Source organism: Rhizobium sp. A37_96 (assembly GCF_053521765.1).
Genome location: NZ_JBNWDS010000011.1, coordinates 62,372 through 78,521 on the forward strand (window position 1 = coordinate 62,372; position 16,150 = coordinate 78,521).

Annotated in this window: 13 protein-coding genes; 2 read left to right on the top strand and 11 right to left on the bottom strand. The window is 60.6% G+C overall.

Features of this window, described 5'->3' with window-relative positions:
• Window positions 1–18 precede the first annotated feature (18 nt).
• The 6 genes from ACQZ6J_RS23460 to ACQZ6J_RS23485 form a co-directional block, all read right to left on the bottom strand.
• Window positions 19–2,442 (bottom strand): TonB-dependent siderophore receptor, encoded by a 2,424-nt coding sequence (locus ACQZ6J_RS23460; RefSeq protein ID WP_449085812.1) that lies wholly within the window; start codon window positions 2,440–2,442, stop codon window positions 19–21.
• A gap of 150 nt (window positions 2,443–2,592) precedes the next feature.
• Complete coding sequence (locus ACQZ6J_RS23465) at window positions 2,593–3,588, bottom strand: FecR family protein (protein ID WP_449085813.1); 996 nt, start codon at window positions 3,586–3,588, stop codon at window positions 2,593–2,595.
• A 102-nt stretch (window positions 3,589–3,690) separates the two neighbouring features.
• Window positions 3,691–4,179 (bottom strand): RNA polymerase sigma factor, encoded by a 489-nt coding sequence (locus tag ACQZ6J_RS23470; RefSeq protein ID WP_449085814.1) that lies wholly within the window; start codon window positions 4,177–4,179, stop codon window positions 3,691–3,693.
• Window positions 4,180–4,389: 210 nt separating this feature from the next.
• A complete protein-coding gene (locus tag ACQZ6J_RS23475) occupies window positions 4,390–5,307 on the bottom strand; it encodes an efflux RND transporter periplasmic adaptor subunit (RefSeq protein WP_449085815.1) in 918 nt (305 codons plus the stop codon).
• An 8-nt stretch (window positions 5,308–5,315) separates the two neighbouring features.
• On the bottom strand, window positions 5,316–5,510 hold the full coding sequence (locus tag ACQZ6J_RS23480; protein WP_163989155.1) for a DUF1656 domain-containing protein: 195 nt from the start codon (window positions 5,508–5,510) through the stop codon (window positions 5,316–5,318).
• A complete protein-coding gene (locus tag ACQZ6J_RS23485) occupies window positions 5,510–7,594 on the bottom strand; it encodes an FUSC family protein (RefSeq protein WP_449085816.1) in 2,085 nt (694 codons plus the stop codon). Before ACQZ6J_RS23485 ends, ACQZ6J_RS23480 begins: the two co-directional genes overlap by 1 nt.
• 206 nt (window positions 7,595–7,800) lie before the next feature.
• Here ACQZ6J_RS23485 and ACQZ6J_RS23490 point away from each other — a divergent pair, with 206 nt between their 5' ends.
• Window positions 7,801–8,499 (top strand): FadR/GntR family transcriptional regulator, encoded by a 699-nt coding sequence (locus ACQZ6J_RS23490; protein ID WP_449085817.1) that lies wholly within the window; start codon window positions 7,801–7,803, stop codon window positions 8,497–8,499.
• A gap of 112 nt (window positions 8,500–8,611) precedes the next feature.
• Here ACQZ6J_RS23490 and ACQZ6J_RS23495 read toward each other — a convergent pair whose 3' ends face one another.
• Entirely contained in the window at window positions 8,612–8,848 is a 237-nt protein-coding gene (locus ACQZ6J_RS23495; protein ID WP_449085818.1) for a hypothetical protein, read from the bottom strand.
• A 217-nt stretch (window positions 8,849–9,065) separates the two neighbouring features.
• On the opposite strand from ACQZ6J_RS23495, the gene ACQZ6J_RS23500 reads away from it, so the two are divergent.
• Window positions 9,066–11,294: a TonB-dependent siderophore receptor gene (locus tag ACQZ6J_RS23500; RefSeq protein ID WP_449085819.1), complete on the top strand. Its 2,229-nt coding sequence runs from the start codon at window positions 9,066–9,068 to the stop codon at window positions 11,292–11,294.
• Between the two features lie 65 nt (window positions 11,295–11,359).
• Here the strand turns inward: ACQZ6J_RS23500 and ACQZ6J_RS23505 are convergent, their stop codons facing one another.
• From ACQZ6J_RS23505 to ACQZ6J_RS23520, 4 genes are all read right to left on the bottom strand, one after another.
• A complete protein-coding gene (locus ACQZ6J_RS23505; protein WP_449085820.1) occupies window positions 11,360–12,544 on the bottom strand; it encodes an NAD-dependent formate dehydrogenase in 1,185 nt (394 codons plus the stop codon).
• A 219-nt stretch (window positions 12,545–12,763) separates the two neighbouring features.
• On the bottom strand, window positions 12,764–13,711 hold the full coding sequence (locus ACQZ6J_RS23510) for a LysR substrate-binding domain-containing protein (protein ID WP_163989145.1): 948 nt from the start codon (window positions 13,709–13,711) through the stop codon (window positions 12,764–12,766).
• Between the two features lie 24 nt (window positions 13,712–13,735).
• On the bottom strand, window positions 13,736–14,977 hold the full coding sequence (locus tag ACQZ6J_RS23515) for a DUF2325 domain-containing protein (protein ID WP_449085821.1): 1,242 nt from the start codon (window positions 14,975–14,977) through the stop codon (window positions 13,736–13,738).
• Window positions 14,978–15,272: 295 nt separating this feature from the next.
• The gene (locus tag ACQZ6J_RS23520) at window positions 15,273–16,055 is read right to left on the bottom strand and encodes an ATP-binding cassette domain-containing protein (RefSeq protein ID WP_163989279.1); all 783 of its coding nucleotides are present in this window, start codon (window positions 16,053–16,055) and stop codon (window positions 15,273–15,275) included.
• Window positions 16,056–16,150 lie beyond the last annotated feature (95 nt).

The window sequence follows — 16,150 nt, forward strand, 5'->3', positions numbered from 1 at the left end:
AAGGGAACCGGAAGGTTCCTACCACGTTGCCTTCACCTTGAAGAGGAAGGTACGGGGATCGCCGTAGAAGCCGGTGGTCGTGTTGTTGATCGACCGAACATATTCCCTGTTGAAGATGTTATCGACGCTCAGCGATGCCGTGTAGTGCTCGTTGATCTTGTAGGACACCGATGCCGAAGCCGTCATGTAACCCGGCGCCACCAGCTTTCCGCCGGAGTCTTCATTGTAGAAACTGCTGGAGGCATAAAGACCGCCGCCAATCGTCCATTTGTCGAGATCGTTCGGCAAGGTGTAGGTCGTCCACAGCTTGAACAGGTGACGGGGCGCGATCGAGCTGAAAGCGACGTAGTCCGTGCTGTTGCTGTCGTCATAGTTCCTGGTATTCGTGTAGGTATAGCCGGCAAAGACATTCCACTGATCCGTCACCCGGCCGGAGATTTCGAAGTCGACCCCCTGCGCGCGCGCCTTGCCTTGAGCAAAGTAAATCGAGCCGGTGGGGTCGCTGGGATCGGCCATCGCACGGTTCTTCTGCGTCAGGCTGAACAGGGCGACCGACGCATTCAGCTTGTCGTCCAGAAAGCTGCCCTTGAGGCCGACTTCATATTGCTGACCTTGCACGGGTGCCAGAAGGTTACCGCTCACATCCCGCGTGACCTGGGGCTGAAAGATCTTGGCGTAGCTCCCATAGACGGAGAGGGTGTCGTTCAGATCATAGATCAGGCCGGCAAAGGGAATGGCCTTGGGGCCGATGTCGTCGTGCGTGCTGGTATCGCCCCAGTAGTTTTCATCGGCATTCGGCTTGTAGGAGCTGTTCCACCAGATGACCCGTCCGCCCGCGACCAGCGTCAAGGGATCAGCAAGGCTGATCCGGGCATTGCCGTAGACGCCATACTGGTTCGTCAGGGTGTGCCTGCCATAAACATTCGGAAAATCCGGCTCGGGTACGTCCCAGTCGAAAATGCTCCCGGTATGGCTATAGAACTCGTCGCCGGCGGGACCGTAATAATTCGTCTGTCCCAGGTCCTCATGCGAGGCATTGACGCCGAATGTCAGCTTGTGCTCGCGACCACCCAGGTCAACCGGACCTGTCGTGTACCAGTCGAGCCCGTATTGCCGATCGTCCTGAGCCCACTTGTTGGCAACGATATTGGCCGTCAACGAGGAAGGATCGACCATGCTGTTGATCGAATTTGCGATGATGTTGCTCTGGTAGCGGGCGTAGTTGAGGGTCGCCTTCGTCTTCCAGCCGTTGTCGAACTCATGTTCGAGTTCGACGAACGCGCCGGTCTGGCTATACGTGCTTTTATTCCAGGGCGAGCCGAAGAACGCCGAGCGGGGCGCATCCAGAAATTTGTAGTCGGTCGTCACGGGGACGCCGACCCAGTTTTCCCGTGCTGGGCTCCTCTGGTAGTAGGCGCCTCCCCGGATCGTCGTATTGTCCGTTACATCGCCTTCAAGCACGCCATAGATCTGCCCGAGACGGCGGTAGGTGTCGTCCTCCTTGAAATCCTGGGTCTGCAACGTCCCGACGACACGGCCGCGCAGGCTGCCGTCGCTGTTCAGCGGACCGGTCACGTCGAGTTCGTTGCGAAGATTGCGATAGGAGCCGGCGGAGACTTCGTCGGTAACGTGAAACTCGTCCATCGGGAGCTTGCGGACGAGATTGATGGTGCCGCCGGGGGAACCGAGCCCGTTGAGCAACCCTGCCGGTCCCCTGAGAACCTCGACACGATCGTACATGGCAAGATCCTGCGCCGACGTCGGCAAGGCAATATTCGTCGGGACGCCGCCGATCTGAATCGTGTTGACCTGGAAGCCGCGCGAATAATAGGCGGGGCGGTCGGAATCCGCCTGCTGCACCACCATTCCGGTCGCGTTGGCGATCGCCTGATCGAGCGTCGTCAGATTCTGGTCCTCGATACGCTTGCGCGTAACGACCGAGACCGACTGTGGAGTTTCCTTGAGCGCGACCTCTTCCTTTCCGGCAACATTCGCATAACCGCTGCCATAGGAATTGGTCCCCTCGGTGGTTGCCGATGCGCCTTTGACGACGATCGGCGCAAGCGTCGTCGCGTCGGATGAAGTGCCGGCGCCGCCGCCGCGAGAGGCGCCGACGATCGTAACCGTATTTGCATTCGTGAAATTATATTGCAGCCCGGAGCCGGCAAGAAGCGCGCCGATTGCCTGGGCCGTGCTCATGGAACCGTGCACCGGACGACCGATCGTCGATGCGGCCGCAGTTTCGGGAAAGACGACGTTGATACCGGTTGCGCGAACGATATCGTTCATGGCCTGGCGGATCGGCTTAGCGGGAATGTCGAAATTATGCGTTCGCTGGTCGACAGCCTGCGCCCATGCGGCTCCAAAGCTTATGCTGTTTTCCGCAACACCCGCCAAGACCGTTGCCGCAAGCAGGACGAAGGTCCTGCTTTTCGTTGTCATGCCCCTCATACGTCCGCCCTTGCTATATTCGAAACGCGAGAGAAACCGGCGAGCCCTTCTTGCCGGCCTCCTCATAGTGTCTATCGCGCGGGAGGAACGCGTACCCTCACATTTTATGGAAATAATTCCGGGCGGATCTTCAGCGACCGCCTATGGTCCCACGACCGTCAGTTTGCCGAAGCTGTGCATCTGGAATCCGACGGAGGATTGAACGGCAGCCAAGGCCTTGTCCGTGTCGTCAAGCGTGATATTGCCGCTGACCCTGAGATCGCCGATGGCCGAACCGATGACGACAATCCTGCCATCCCGATACCGACCGATCTGGGCAAGCACATTGCTGAGCCGCGCGTTGTTGAACACGAACCGGCCCTCGTGCCAGGCCATCTCGTCCTGAATAACGGCTTCCTGCACCTGGCCGATTCCCGATTCGCCGTAGTCGACGCTCTCCCCGGGCTTCAACAGAACGTCTTGCGTATCGCCGCTTATGCCGACTTCGACGCTGCCTCTCGCAAGCGTAACGCTGACCTGGCGATCCTCCTTCATGGCGACGTCGAATTCGGTGCCAAGGACCCTCGCCTCACCGTTCTGCGCCTCGACGACAAATGGCTTGCCCGTGTGAACGACGGAAAAGAAGGCTGTCCCGCGCAACAGGCGTACTCGCCTTTCCGGGCCTGACAGCACAACATCGATCGCCGTGTCCGCATCCAGCAAGACACGCGACCCGTCATCAAGGGTGATCTGCCGCCGCTCGCCTCGCGGCGACACGAAATCCGCCTGCATGTCCTGCAGAAGGGTCGGCCGCTCCAACCAGAACCAGCAACCTGCCACGAGGAAAGCAAGACAGCCGACGACAATCGGTCCGATCTTCCCTATTTTTCGCCCATCCCGAAGGCGCCGGATCTTTTCCAGGGGGACCGACAGATCCGGGTCCGCGCCCGCCTTCGCGAGCCACGCGGTCGATCCCAGATCCTGCCACATGCCGCACACTTCGTCGTAGACCCGCCGATGGTCGGGGGATGCCTCCAGCCAGCGTTGAAAGTCGCTCTGCTCCTGCCGCGATGGCTTGCCGTTCATGCGGGTGAACCAGGCAATCGCTTCCCGTTCGATCAATGATTGGTCGCGTAAATGCTGTCGATCGTCTGCCATTGACCTAAATCACCTGCCCTGCAGCATACGGACACGGCTTCCCATGCGCGTCTCATACCTTATATCGCGCGATGGCGCCGCCTACCCTCAGGAATATCGCTGCTACGGTGCATTCTTGCAGGCAAGAAGCGCTCTTGCGATTTCGCGCTCGACGGTGCTGTAGGAAATATTGAGGGCGAACGCTATCTCGTCATAGGTGCAATTGTGCAGCCGATTGAGCAGGAAGACCTGACGCGTTCGCTCAGGCAAGCCAGCGATTGCCGTTTGCAGCTGCCTGACTTCCTGGCGTGCGGCAACAATCTGGTCGGGCTGTATGACGGGCGGCGCATACTGCTCCTCCCTCAAACCGCCGAGAATCCTTTCATGGCGCTGCTCGGCGCGGAACTGGCTGATCGCCATATACTGCGTTGCGCGCGAGAGATAGGCAGGCGTCAGCGTGATGTGCTCCATCGCCCGAGACCAGACGGCCGCAAATACATCCTGCACCACATCCGCGGCATTCGATCGGCCGACCTTGCGCCCGGCCAGGCGCTCAAGCCGCCCTCGCTCGGAGGTGTAAAGAGATTCGATTTCAGATTGCTTTGTCGTCACGAGAGGCGCCTGCGACTACGCTAAAACTGGAGTTTAAAACTCCGCTTATAGCGTTTTTCGCACTTCCGCAACGACAATTTGGCACGGAAACCTGAGTAGATCATTCCGATGACTCGGTTATCGGCTTCACGGTTCGGTTTGACCGGATTCGAACCGACGGTTGCGAGTTGACGGCCGCGCGCATGCCTGACAGCCTGCCCCGCATCCTGGTCACTCGACCGCCCGCAACAGAGAAATCAGACGGCCTCTTGGCGCGTCGGAGGCGATCGCAGGTCCCACGGCAACGCTTGCCGTCATGCCGGCCGTCAGCTCGATGCTTGACGGCACCCGGTCGATATGGATGCGCACGGGAATGCGCTGGGCAAGCCGCACCCAGGTAAACGCCGCCTCGACGCTCGGCAGGCCAGACTGGCCGGGGGCGTCATTGCTGTCCTCGATGCCCCGTCCGATGCTTTCCACATGCCCCGAGAGCGGGTTGTCGAAGCCCATCAGCATGATCTGCGCCGGACTGCCGATACCGATCCGCCGAAGCTTCGTCTCCTCGAAATAGCCGGTAATCCGGAAGCTGCTCGCATCGACGACTGCGATCTTCGTCTCGCCAGCCGTTGCATAGTCTCCGGGGCGCAGACGCAGATTGGCGACGTATCCGTCGACAGGCGATCGGATGGTGGCCCGCGCAAGATTGAGTTTGGCGAGGTCGAGCGCTGCCTGCGCGCCTTGATAGGCCGCGCTCGCCTGCGCTGCAGCCCCGGCTGTCTGCTGGACGTCCTCCTGGGACACGACATCGCGCAGCCGGTTCCGTCGCTGGGCCGTCGACTGGCGAACGAGCATGTCCTGACGCTTGGCTTCCAGATCGGCTTGCGCCGACGCGATGGCGAGCTCAAACCGTTTCGGATCGATGGCATACAGAATGTCGCCGCGACGCACATATTCGTTGTCGGCAGCCGAAACGGAGAGCACCGTTCCGGAGACTTCGGGCGCAATCCGCACGATGTCCGCGCTCACCCGGCCATCGCGTGTCCATGGCGCAAGCACATATTGTTGCCAGAGCGCGATGACGAGCAAGCCGGTGACAGTAAGAATGATGAAGGAAAGGGCGGAGCGTATCCAGAGACTCAAATTATGCATCATGCAACTCAAATGAAGAGGATAAAGAGGGCGAAGATCGAGAGCGCCATGGCAAACTCGACCAATGCGGGATGCCAGACCCGGCGCAACACGCCGATACGCGCCAAGATCGTCTGCAACAGCATGAAGACCGGCAGTGCGATGCAGGCATAGAATAGAAGCGGCGGGATATAGATGCCCGCAATATTGACTTCGGCCAGCATTACGCACTCTCCGCAAGGGCGAAGAAGCCGGGATGGGCGCCGATCAGTGAGCTGAGATCCGCCAAAGCCACGGCAACCTGGTGAACCGGCCCTTGCGCTGATGGATCGCCTGAATTGGCCGAAAGAAGCAGCTCCGCAATTGCTCGAAGCGTGTTTGCCGCTTCGGCAGGCGCAAGGCTCCAGCTTTTTGAATCGGCCAGGACAGCGAGCGTCAGCGAAAGCGCAGTGGCTGGAAAATGGTTTTGGCGAAGCGTATTGCGGATCCGCAACAACGCACGACCCGCATGGATGCCGGCAAGCCCATCTTCCATCATCAAGCGCTGCCGAGCAGGATCGCCCTTCAACGCAAGCGCGATGCGAGACAGGCGGTGATGCTGGAGATGCTCCCAGGCATGCCGGTCCCATCGCCCGTCACGTCTCGCGATGGCAAGCACGTCGTCGCGAATCTTCACCGCTATGCGGCCTGCCTCCTTGCCCGGATTGCGCGGCAGGATGATACGAAAGCACAGCAGCGTGACGATCACGCCGGCCAGCCAGCCGCAAACCTGATTGCACCAGGCGGCAAAGTTGTATGTCATCGGATTGGCGGCTCCGACGAGGGTGTTGAACGCCACCAGATAGGCAAGCGAAGCGGCAGCAAATTTCGGTTTCGTCGTCGCGTAGAGCCCTGCGATCCAGAACGGGACCAGCGCGACGATCAGCAGAGGAAAGCCGTCAATCTGCGGCAGGACGATAAAGGCGCATATGAAACTGGCAGGAACCGCGACGACCGTACCTTTGACGAACTCAACAGCGCCGGCGGCCGGATTGCCCGCCATGGCCAGCAGCGCACAATAGGGCGCGAGCACGAGCAGCATCAGCGATCCGTCCGGCCACGCCGTCGCTATCCAGAACGCGCCCCCAAGAACAATCGCCAGGAACGATCGTAGGCCGTTATCCAAGCCCGCGCGCCAATCGCGGTGAAACCGGTAGGATCGGCGGGCATCCAGTCGGCCGCTGCGCAGCCGCGCCAGACCGACCAGCGCGGCTTCATAATCCTCGGCCAGCTCGATCATCCGGTCGAGCTGGATCGGAACATCCAGCTTTTCCGCACCCTCCAGGCTTTCCGCTTCAACGACAAGGGCCTGCAGATCGTGACGAGCGGCCGCGATCGAAGCGCGTGCCTGTTCAACACCGTCTATCGAATTCAGCGCCTCGGACGCGGTATCGACGGCCTGCCGGATACGGCTCGCTGCACGCTCGATGATGGGATGCAGAGGCCCGGTCGACGACCACGCGGTTGCGCCGACCAGACCGGCAAGCAGCGCCGCCATCCCCTCACGCACGGCGCCCGCACGCAAGGCCACTTCGGCGGATTCTGCCGATGCCAGTTCCAGCAAATCATCCAGGGCGAACAATTCCGGCACCAACCCGACGGCCGGCGCCATGTCTCGTCTCGCCTCACCTGACAGTTTTGCCGTCATAACACGTCCCACGGCACCGATGAGGCGTGCGAAGCCGGCATGGAACCTGGACGGGCTAACCCTGGCCGAGAACAACGCCGTGACGACGGCCAGGCACACCACGCCGAGCACGACGGTCGCGATGCGGCCGAGGGCATGTTCAAGCGATGTGTCGGGATGCTCGAGCGAGCCGTACGTTGCCAGGCCGATCGTATAGCCTGCCACCGCCGTTCCCGATGCCCGGAAATGGCGGAAGATCATCGCGCCGCCGGTGCAAAGCCCAAGCCAGAGGCCGAATGCGAGCAGAAAAAGGGCGGGAGTCTGCGCGAACAAGCCCATGAGAAGAATCGCAACGATGCCGCCTACCAGCGTCCCGGCGACGCGCCAGAATCCCTTGGCAAGAACGGCGCCCTGACTTGCGTTGGCGACGAGCAGCACGGTCGAGGCCGCCGAATAAGGCGTTTCCACCTGGCAGACAAACCCGATCCCGAGAGCAAGCGCGGCAGCCAGCACCGAGCGCAGAACATGGCCCCATTGCGGCGTAAACAAATCGAGGCGCAGCCAGATGGAAGGGATGATTTTCAGCCGCGCACGCATACGCCAGCCAAACTGATTTCGCCATGCCGCGGTGACCGCCATCATTGCCTGCCATTCCGATCCTGTCTCAAATGCAATCCGATCACCGGTTAAAAGGCCGGACTGAAACTGGGGGGCCAAGCCCCTCGGTTGCCTTCAAGAAACTTTAAAATAGGATCATCCTATGTTTAAAAAGAAGCCTGGTCAAGCATCTGGGCAAATCAAACATTCTCACATAGGATGATCGGGTTTTTCCCGTTGTGAGACGCGCCATGTCCAACTCTGTCACGCTTCCCCATGCGCCCCGGCGCTCCCTCGTTGAATCGACGATTGAACTCATCCGCGCCCAGATCGAAAGCGCGGCCTGGAAAGTCGGCGAGCGCATTCCAAAGGAACAGGAACTCGCGGATATGCTCCAGGTGGGCCGCAATACCGTCCGGGAAGCGATACGCGTGCTCTCTCACGCCAATGTTCTCGAAGTCCGCCAGGGCGACGGCACCTACGTACGGTCGAATGTCGACCCGGCGGAGGTGATGCGCCGGGTGAGCAGAGCAAGCCTTCGGGATCATTTCGAGCTGCGGGCGATGCTGGAGACGGAGGCTGCCCGGCTCGCCGCAGACTGTCGCACCAAGGCGGACGTCATTCTGCTCCGCCGTCTTCTCAAAGAACGGGAAGACAAGCGTGAGCGCGAGGCCTTCGTCGATGCCGACCTCCGTTTTCACAGCGCCATCGCCCAAATTTCCGGCAACACCGCGCTGGCCGAACTCTACCGTTACTTCTCCAACACGGTGCGCCTCAACACTCTTTCGGCATTGGATGACGACGGCCTGCCGGAGCCGGATCAGCAAGCCCACGTAGCGATCGTGGACGCCATCGAGCAGCAAGATGATGAAGCAGCCGCGCTTGCAGCCCGTGCCGTCGTCGCGCCCCTGATCGCAGCGCTGGCGGCGGAAGGCCGATCCTCTCAATAGACGCTTCCGGCCATACTGCCGCACGCTGGCGGCCGGTTCCCCTTGCCGGGCACGCACATGCGGGCGCGGACGGGCCGAACGGTCGATACCAAGAAAACGCTCTTTGCTGTACTCAAGCTATTTCAGGCAAAGTCCACAGCGTTTTCCGTCTGAAATCTCGTAAAACAAAGAGATAGAGCGGTGCGCGGTTCCATGAGACGCGCAGCCGCTCCTTGGCTGAGCCGCCAGCGCCTGACGGTCGATATTCTCCTCGTACCGCAGGGTTGAGCGGATATCGAATTGCGCCTGTTCGCATCACAAGGCCGATGGATGGCACGGCGGTTTCAACGACGGCACCTTCGATAAACATTCTAACATCCTATGTTATTGACTCCGGGCTGATGCCACCGTACCGTCCGCGCATTCCACACTGACCACGGACCGAACACATGCCGAATATCGCAAGCCGAACAGATCGCCATCATAAAACATCGGATGATAGGATTTATAAACCGCACAGGACCCTTGCCACCGGCTTCGCACTTTCGGTCCTGCTGTACTCATCGGCCGATGGCCTCGCCCAGGAGATGTCTCCGCTAGGGTCTGCGAACCCTCCGGCCGAGACCGCGACAACGGCCTCCCGGCTGTCGCCAAAAGCACGGCGGGTAACCGCCGGAAGCAACGTCGCGGCTGAAAAAGCAGCCGCGGCCGGTTCGCAATCCGCCGCCGGCTCCGGCACGACCGAACTCGCGCCGATCGTACTTCGCGGGGAACGCGGCGATGGTCCGGTAAACGGGATAGTCGCCCATGGGACAACCACGGGCTCCAAGACAGATACGCCGATCAACGAGGTGCCGCAGGCTGTTTCCGTCGTCACCCGTGAACAGATGAACCAGCAGAACCCTTTGAGCGTCGGCGACAGTCTTCGCTATACGCCCGGCGTCTTTGCCGACAGCCGTGTCGGCGGCGTGCTTGAAAGCGTGTTTCTGCGCGGCTTCGGCGGCTATGGTGTCGCGGCCACCAATCCACAGTTCCTCGACGGGCTGCCGCTCATGACCGGCACGGGATATGCCGCACAGGTCATAGACCCTTCGACGCTGGAACGGGTTGAAGTCCTGCGTGGCCCGGCCTCGGTTCTTTATGGTCAGGCCGCGCCGGGCGGTATCGTCAACATGGTAAGCAAGCAGCCAACCGACGATCCGTATCATGACGTCGGCATCGAGACCGGCAATCGCAATCGTATCCAGACGAGCTTCGATTTCGGCGGTCCTCTTACGGATGACGGCGTCTGGTCGTATCGGCTGAACGGTCTCGGCCGCCGCACCGACGAGCAGTTCGATTTCTCCAAGCAACAACGCATCGTGCTCGCGCCGACGCTCTCATGGAAGCCGGACGAAGATACCAAGCTCACCATCTACGGTTTCTACCAGAACGATCCGGACAACAATTTCGCCGGCTGGCTGCCGGCCGAGGGTACGCTTTTTCCAGGTCCGGCCGGTCGCATTCGCCGCAGCTTCTTTCTGGGAGACCCAAATTATGACGACTACGACCGGCAGCAATACATGATCGGCTACAATCTCGAGCATCGCTTCAGCGATGCCCTGACGGTTCGGCAAACCCTCCGCTACTCCCATGTGGATACGAGCTTCAAAGGCTTCGCTATCAATTATTATGCACCGTTCGGCGTAACGGCGGGCGACCTCAATCGCCTTGCCATATGGGATCAGGAAAGGCTCGACGGCGTCGCTGTCGACAATCAGGTCGAATATCGTGCCGACACCGGCCCTTTGCAGCACGTATTGCTGGGCGGCGTCAGTTATCAACGGACAGTGGATAACAATAGGAGCTCCGGCTGGGGTATCGTCCCGGCGATCAATTATCTTTCGCCGGTCTACGATCAGCCATTCGACAGGCCGCAACTTGCCAGCCATGCCCGCCAGGCAACCGATCAGGCCGGCCTCTATCTTCAGGACCAGATCCGCGCGGATCGTTTGGTTGTTACGCTCGGGGCGCGAGAGGACTGGGCATTCGGCGACACTCAGGATCGCCTGACCGGCTCAAGCCAGAGCCAGTACGATCATGCATTCTCGGGCAGGATCGGTGCCGTCTATCTCTTCGACAATGGACTGACCCCCTATTTCAGCTATTCGACCTCCTTCCAGCCCACCGCTGGCGTCGATGCCGGCGGCGAGGCCTACAAACCGTCCAAGGCACGCCAGACGGAAGTCGGCTTGCGTTATCAGCCAGTCGGCTGGGATGCCTCCTTCACCGCCTCCCTCTTCGACATTCATCGGAGGAACATCAGCGTTACCGATCCGAGCAACCCGTTATTCTATGTTCAAACGGGCGCGGCACGATCGCGCGGGGTGGAGCTTGAGGCCCGTGTCGAACTCACCGACGAGCTCGATCTGATCGGCGCTTTCACCTATCTCGATACCGTCGTTGAGAAGGACACCGATTCGTCGGTCATCGGCAACCGTCTGGTCGGCGTCCCGAAGCAAGCGGCATCATTGTGGGCGAACTACAAGTTCGCCACCGGAGCACTCGAGGGCCTGAGCCTTGGCGGGGGAATACGCTATGTCGGGAAATCTGCGGGAAACAATGCGAACACGTTCTACGTTCCCGACGCAACCTTGTTCGACGCCGCGCTCGGCTACGATTTCGGTGCGGCCCATCCGCAAATGAAAGGATGGCGCGGGGCGGTCAACGTCTCCAATCTTTTCGACAGGACCTATGTGGCCTCATGCTTTTCCGCAGGCGGATGCTTCTACGGAAATGGCCGCATCGTGACGGCAAGCCTGCACTATCAATGGTGATGGGAAATTTGCGCACGGGCATCTCAGGCAAAGGTGCGGCGACAAGGTCGCCGCCCCTCCATTCGCTAGCCGCGCTTGAATTTCTCGGCTTCTTCCGAGCCGCCCGTGGCATTGCCCTTGGAATAGGAGTGAGCGCCGACACCGGCCAGCTGACCGCTCTGGACGATCAGATATTCGTCGCGGATCGGACGACCCTCGAAGAAGCATTCGAGAATCTCACGCGTGCCGGCCGCATAGCGCGTCTGTGCCGACAGCGATGTGCCCGAGATATGCGGCGTCGTCCGCCATGGGTGGTCTTTCGGCGCAGGCTGCGGGAACCAGACGTCGCCGCCGTAACCGGCCAACTGCCCGCTCTCCAGCGCCCGGGCAACGGCGTCGCGGTCGCAAAGCTTGCCGCGCGCGGTATTGACCAGATAGGCGCCCCGCTTGAACAGCTTCAGCGTCTTGTCGTTGATCATGTGCTCCGTCTCCGGATGGAGCGGCACGTTGAGCGTCACGACATCGCAGGCCGGATACATGTCCTCCCGCGTTTCGTGCCAGGTCAGGCCCAGCTCCGTCTCCACCTCTTTCGGCAGGCGGTGACGATCCGTATAGTGCAGATGCATTCCGAAAGGCTTGAGGCGGCGCAGCACGCCAACGCCGATGCGGCCGGCAGCCACCGTGCCGACATGCATCCCTTCGACATCGTAGGAGCGTTCGACGCAATCGGCGATGTTCCATCCGCCGTCGACGGCCCATTGATGCGACGGAGTATAGTTACGCACCAGATTGAGGATCGTCATGACCACATGTTCGGCCACGCTGATCGAATTGCAGTAGGTGACTTCCGCCACCGTGATCCCGCGGTCGATCGCGGCCTGAAGGTCGACATGGTCCGAGCCTATACCCGCCGTCAGCGCAAGCTTCAGCTTCTTCGCCTTGGCGATGCGCTCGGCGGTGAGATAGGCGGGCCAGAACGGCTGGGAAATGACGACATCGGCGTCGACCAGTTCCCGCTCGAACGCCGAATCCGGGCCGTCCTTGTCCGAGGTCACGACGAAGCTGTGGCCGTTCGCTTCCAGGTATTTGCGCAGTCCCAGCTCGCCGGACACGCTGCCCAGCAGGCTGCCGGCAACGAAATCGATCGCCTTCGGCGTCGGCAGCGTCTGCCCATCGGGATAACGCTCGATTACCGGAAGTGAATCGCGAGCATAGGATGTCGGATAGCCGTTAATCGGGTCGTCATAAAGAACGCAAACCACTTTAGCCATGTTCATCTCCTTAGATTTTGGGCAAAGGGAGACACCGTCGGCAGCGTGAACTTGTCCGCCGTTCGCAGAGATTGTTTCTGGAGGAATTGGCCAGCGCCAGGTTGCCCCGAGGCAGGTCAGTTGCCGGTGTTTCCTAAAGCCACGGTCCGTTTGCACGGAACATCGTTTCAACGAGAGGAATGCTCTCACGGCATCCAGAGGCTGGCAAATGAAAGCTTTCTACCGCGCGATAGACAAAGTCGATGACGCCTGATTTATCGGCATTCGGTCCTGGAACTCGCGGTCGAAATCCGCTCCCTGCAGGCAGCGGATCAACGCTTTCGTCATCGGCGACTGCGGCGATCGATCGGAAATGACCAGACCGACGGCATGCGTCTGATCCGGATCAGTCAGGTCGATGGCAACCAGGTCTGATCTATCCCCGAAGACATAGAAAAACGTGTGCGGGACGATGCTGCACCAAAGGCCGTTGCGGATATGGGAGCAGACCGCGAGGAAGGAGTTGGTCACCACCGGCGGCCTTATCGTCAAGCCGGCCGATGCCGCAATGCCATTGAGAATGCGCCTGTTCTGCATATCCTCACTCAGGAGGCAGAGCGTTTCAGAGGCGGCTTCCGCCCATGTGACGGAGGGACGATCGGCGAAGGGGTGATCGGAGCGACATACGAAGACGTAGCGCTCATGATAAAGCGGAATACGCCTGACATTCTCCAGCGGTTCGTTTTCCAGATAGGTCAAGCCGCCGTCGATTTCGAAGGTATCGAGAGAATGCTGGATGGCGCGCGAGGTCATGGACTTGATCTCGATCGTGGCGTCCGGATGCTCCTCGCTGAAGCGCTCCGAAAGAAAAGAGACAGCGGGCATGGCAGCGGGAATGGCGCCGATGCGAAGCGTGCCGGCCAATCCTTTCTGCGATCCTTTCAGATCCTTCTGGAGGCTATCGTAGTCGAAGAGAATCTGGCGACCCCATTCGAGAACGCGCTCCCCGTCGGGCGTCAGGCCCATGTAGCGGTTGCCGCGCACGATCAGCGTCGTCTTCAGATCGTCCTCAAGCTTTCGGATGGCCGCCGACAGGGTCGGCTGGGTAATGTTGCAGAGTTCCGCCGCCTTTGCGAAATGCCTCTCTTCCGCGAGCACGACGAAAAAGGACAAATGTCTGATCAGCACCGGCGATCCTCGCAATGATGGGCCCTAGCCCGCGGTCAGGGACATGTTCTCGACGGCCGCCAGGAAACTGGCGAGGCTCGCTGACCGTATCGGAACATAGCGCTTGCCGCTTTCACGGCAGAGACGCTTGACGATGCCTGCCGCCGAATGGCTGATGCAATCGACGGGAAAAACCACTGAAACCGCCTGTCCGACCAGCGCCGGCAACAGCGACAGATTGTCCTCCATGCCGCCATCGTGGAACAGGACCTGCACCCCACGACGCTCGCCGATTGCCCCTATCCGGTCGAAGGAGCCCGGTCGTCCGCCGACATAGAGGACCGCGACATCCACGTTCGGCGCAACGGCGGAACTCTGGACACCCGCAGGCTCGACAAGGTCGGCGACGAGATCGAGCTCATGCTGCAGCACCCGGTTCTGCTCGGCAAATTGCGATGCCCTTCTTTCGGCTTCGGCCAATCTGGCTTCCATGGCGAAAAGGCGTGCCGCGAGCTCCTCGGCCCTCTCCTGAGCGGCATCCATCTTGGCCAGGAGATTCAGGCTCTTTTTCGAGCCGTCCGAGGCCTGTGGGGCGTCGATCAGGAGCGCGCGCGCCTGAAGAAGGCTCGTCTCCAACTGCCCGACACGGTTCTGCAGCCCGGCACGATCCTCCGACATGATGCGGATCCGCTCTTCCTGCCGTGCAATCTTCTCGTCTTTCGCCTCGACTTCGAGCTGGAGTTTTCGAAGCCGGGCAATATCCAATCTGCTCGAGCTGCCCACCAGATGCGAGAGCATGTGCACCTCGCCGAAGACTTCCTGGATAAGCGCACGATCGCTGACGGGATGGCTCATAACGGCCCAATAAGCGCCTGCAATATCCCCGTCGTCGACCGCTTCATTCCATTGCCGCTTGATCTGATCGGCGGTCGACAGCCTCGAAAAGCGCTTGATGATCCGCTCGTGACGCTTGTCGAGGGACTTGTTCAGCAGTTTTCCGGCGATGTCGCGCTGCCCGGCCGCCCGGACTCCCCGGCTGTGGAGCGCGTGATCGGACGCGCTCTTTGCATCGATGTCGCCGATCTTCGCCAGTACCTGACGCAGTTCGCCCGTCGTCAGGCATGTGCCGACGATCGAACAATGAAACATCGATGGAAGCTCCCATGTTCTCAGGCGCGGCGACTTCGCCGGCGGATCCGCATCCACGGCCTTCACGATGGTTCCCGACGGATTGAGATCGGCAATCGTCAATCCCGGTACACGCTTGTGATTGAGAAGAATGGTCATGGTCCAAGGTAGCGTTATATTCAGCTGAATATTACGCTACCGCCGATCCATCGATGGCGCAAGCATTCGGTCGTGATCGATGTCGGATGCGGGTCAGCCTTGCTCCCGCGACAGCGGGAGGGGACAACGGGAGAATGCATGAAGTCTTGCAGCTTCGCTCTTCGCGGCGATTGGACGCCGATGGAAGAGCGCGTATTTCTCCAGAGCAATTCCAAGGCTCAAACCTGCGGTCGAACGCACGGAGCAATGCTGGCGCATCTGTCACCGTTGAGGCGACGCCGCCGTTCCCGTCATCTCATACCGGTATCGCCACCGAATGCTGCGATGTGGGATGCTGCATGATGTGCATCTCGAGGCCGTATATGGCGCGCAGCGCTTCGGGGGTAAGGATATCGTCCGGCGGTCCGTCGGCGATGATCCTGCCCGAGTGCAAGGCAATGATGTGATCGCAGAAGCGCGCAGCCATGTTGACATCGTGCAGCACGACGACGACGCCAAGCCCCTTGGCATGGCTGAGGCTCTGCACCAGCGACAGCACTTCGATCTGGTGGGCCACGTCGAGGGCGGAGATGGGTTCGTCGAGCAGGAGGCATTCGGCATCCTGGGCAACCAGCATGGCAAGCCAGACACGCTGGCGTTCGCCGCCTGAAAGCGTATCTACGAGGCGGTCGGCCATGCCGACCACATCGGTGAGCTGCATGGCTTCCTCGACCTTGTCGCGATCCGTCTGACCGAAACGTCCAAGGGCGCCATGCCAGGGATAACGGCCGAGCGCCACGAGTTCGCGCACCAGCATACCGGCGGCAGCCGGCGTCGCCTGGGGCAGATAGGCGACCTTGCGGGCGAAGGCCCTGTCGCCCCAATCTGCCAGCGGCTTGCCTTCAAAACGGATGGTGCCGCCTGCCGGAGGCTGCTGACGCGCGAGCAGTTTCAGCAGTGTCGACTTTCCGGAGCCGTTGTGACCGATAAGGCCGACCGTGCGTCGCGGTGCGAGTGTCAGCGTCAGGGGCTGCAGAAGCGTGCGCCCGGATATGGCAAAAGAGACCGCGTCAAGCTGGAAAAGCGCCTCGCTGCTCATTGCCGGACCATCGACTGGAGGCACAAGGCGTGCTTCGGAGGCAGTCGTCACCATTCTTCATATCCTTCGTTATTTCGTAGCGTTCCACCCGCGGA